Origin of the sequence: Streptomyces aurantiacus, from assembly GCF_001418335.1 — a bacterium.
In the GTDB taxonomy this organism is placed as follows: Bacteria; Actinomycetota; Actinomycetes; order Streptomycetales; family Streptomycetaceae; genus Streptomyces; species Streptomyces aurantiacus.
Genome location: NZ_LIPP01000290.1, coordinates 1,517 through 4,281, shown reverse-complemented (window position 1 = coordinate 4,281; position 2,765 = coordinate 1,517). Strand labels below are relative to the sequence as shown.

The window sequence follows — 2,765 nt, the reverse complement described above, 5'->3', positions numbered from 1 at the left end:
GGGGTGGTGACCCCGGGGACGGCGGGAGGGCTGGGCGGCGATGCGGTGGTGGCGGCGGTGGCCGCTGCGGGATCCGCGACCAGTTGCCGGCCCCTGCGGAACGCTTGCAGGTTGGCCTGGACCGCCGTGCCGTTCAGGGTGATCGCCTCCTCGATCGCCTCCGCGGGCAGCGGCATCGCTCCGCTCTGGTAGGCCACGCCGAGTTGGAGGACGTTGGCGAACCGGTCCTCGCCGAAGAGGGCTTCGGACCGGGCGCGGGCGTCGAGGTAGAGGGCGCGGGCGCTCGCCGCGCGGATGGCGTCCTTCACCGGCCCCTGCTCGGGGAAGGCGACCTCGGTGTCGACCACCATGCGGCCGGTGGGGACCTCGGTCGTGGAGACCACGGCGGTGGTGCGGCCGGGGTCCGCGGCAGCGAGGTGTTTGGGGTCGGCGCCGACGAGGATGTCGCAGGCCAGATAGAGGTCGCATTCCGACCTGGCCAGTTTGGCCGCCTGTGCCACGACGCCCGAGGTGATCTTGATGTCGGAGACGACCGCTCCGCCCTTCTGCGCCAGGCCGGTCTGGTCGAGGGTGCGGACGTGTTTGCCGTCGAGTACGGCGGCGGTCGCGAGGATCTGCGCGACGGTGACGACACCGGTGCCCCCGATGCCGGTGATGCGCACGGTGAACGAGTCCTGACCGCCTTGACCGGCTTGACCGTCTCGGCGGTCGGGCTCCGGAAGGTCGGCCGCGGCCAGCTCAGGCGTTTTCGGCCCGGACTTGCGACCGCTCGGTGTCACGGTGACGAACGAGGGGCAGTCGCCGTCGAGGCAGGAGAAGTCGAGGTTGCACGAGGACTGGTCGATGGCGGTCTTACGGCCGAACTCGGTACCGACCGGCTGCACCGACAGACAGTTGGACTTGGCTCCGCAGTCCCCGCAGCCCTCACAGATCCGCTCGTTGATCATGACCCTGGTCGTGGGTGTGGCCACGGTGCCGCGGCGTCGCTTGCGGCGCTTCTCGGCGGCGCACTCCTGGTCATGGATGAGTACGGTGACGCCGGGAGTGGCCGCGAGTTCCTCCTGGCTGCTGATGAGGTGGTCGCGGTGGCGGACCACGACACCCTTCGGGAGTACGGCTTTACGCAGCCGGTCGGGAGCCTCGCTGGTGATGATCACCTTGGCGGCGCCTTCGAGGAGCAGCAGGGCGGCCACCCGGTCGACGGGCAGCGCCCCCACGGGCTGTTGACCGCCGGTCATGGCCACGGCGGNNCGCCGGAGGCGACAGCGGCCCTGACGGCGAGACTGCCCGAGTGCATGAAGGTGCCGTCACCGATGTTCTGGACGAAGTGGTCGTCGTCGAGGAAGGGGGCCATGCCGAACCACTGGGCGCCCTCGCCCCCCATCTGCGTCATGCCGACGACATGGCCCACCTGTTCCGGTTCCATGAACACGGCCATGGTGTGACAGCCGATGCCGGCGCCGACCAGCGAGCCGTCGGGGACCTTCGTCGAGGAGTTGTGCGGGCAGCCCGAGCAGAAGTACGGAGTACGCGCCAGGAGCGGCAGCGAGACCCGTTCGCGCGGACGCGGGGTCGGTGACGATGACGATGACGATGACGGTGCGCGGAACCCGTGGTCGGCCAGGCGCCTGGCGAAGCCGGCGGCGATGCTCTCGGGGTCGAGTTCCCCGACCGCGCTGAACAGCGTCGTCCCGTCGGGACCGTGTTTCCCGTGGACGGACGGGGCGCCGGTGATGCCGTAAAGGGTGTCCTTGACGGCCGCCTCGACGAAGGACCGCTTCTCCTCCACCACGATCACCTCGCGCAGTCCGGCGGCGAACTCACGGACGACGGTGGGTTCGAGTGGATGGATGACAGCCAGTTTCAGCAGCCGGATGCCGAGTCGGGCCAGGCCTTTGTCGTCCAGGCCCAGACTGCGCAGGGCCTGTTGTACGTCGAGGTGGGTCTTTCCCGCGGTGATGATGCCGATCCGGTCGTCCGGCGTCTGGTTGAGGATCCGGTTGACCTTGCCGGCCCGCAGGTACTCCTGGACCAGCGGAAGTCGCACGTGGTGCAGGCTCTGCTCCAGCTTCGCCAGGCCCGCGCCCAGCAGATGCCCGTCGGGCCGGTGGGTGTAGGCCCCGGAGGGCAGGACGGGTGGCTGCCAGACCGGATGCACCACGGCGGTGCCCGCCGCGTCCGCGACATTGGCGACGATCTTCATCGAGGCCCACACGCCGCTGGCCCGTGACAGTTCGACGGCGTGCAGCCCGTAGTCCAGGATGTCCTGCGAGTCCGCCGGGTAGAAGATCGGCACGGCGAGGTCGGCCAGGGCGAGTTCCGAGGCGCAGGGCACCGACGAGGACTTCGCCGCGGGGTCGTCTCCCACGAGGGCGAGGGCTCCTCCGCGGGGAGAGGTGCCGACGAGGTTGGCATGGCGCAGGGCATCGGTCGCCCGGTCCAGGCCCGGCGCCTTTCCGTACCAGAGCCCGACGACGCCGTCGGTCCGCAGCCTGCCCACCTCTCCGGCCAACTGGCNNCCGTGCTCGGTGAGCAGCGGAACCCGGCGCATGAGTTCCAGATCGAACCCGGCCAGGGGCGACCCTTCGTAACCGGAGACGAAGGCCGCGTTGTCCAGACCCGCACGCCGGTCATGCCTGATCCGGTCGAACAGCAGGCGCACCAGGGCCTGCACGCCGGTGAGGTAGACCCTGCCCTCCTCCTGCAGATAACGGTCCTCCAGCGTGAAGCCGCTCGATGTCGGCGTCGGTGTCGGTGTCGGTGTC

The 2,765-nt window shown here is 70.0% G+C and carries 2 protein-coding genes; both read right to left on the bottom strand.

All coding sequences use genetic code 11. The features are described 5' to 3' along the window. Positions 1-947: 2-oxoacid:acceptor oxidoreductase family protein (locus AOK01_RS45525; protein ID WP_245702501.1), on the bottom strand; the 947-nt coding region annotated here is incomplete at its 3' end. Positions 948-2,519: 1,572 nt separating this feature from the next. Further along, positions 2,520-2,707: hypothetical protein (locus tag AOK01_RS45520; protein ID WP_245702500.1), on the bottom strand; the 188-nt coding region annotated here is incomplete at its 3' end. Positions 2,708-2,765: the final 58 nt, after the last annotated feature.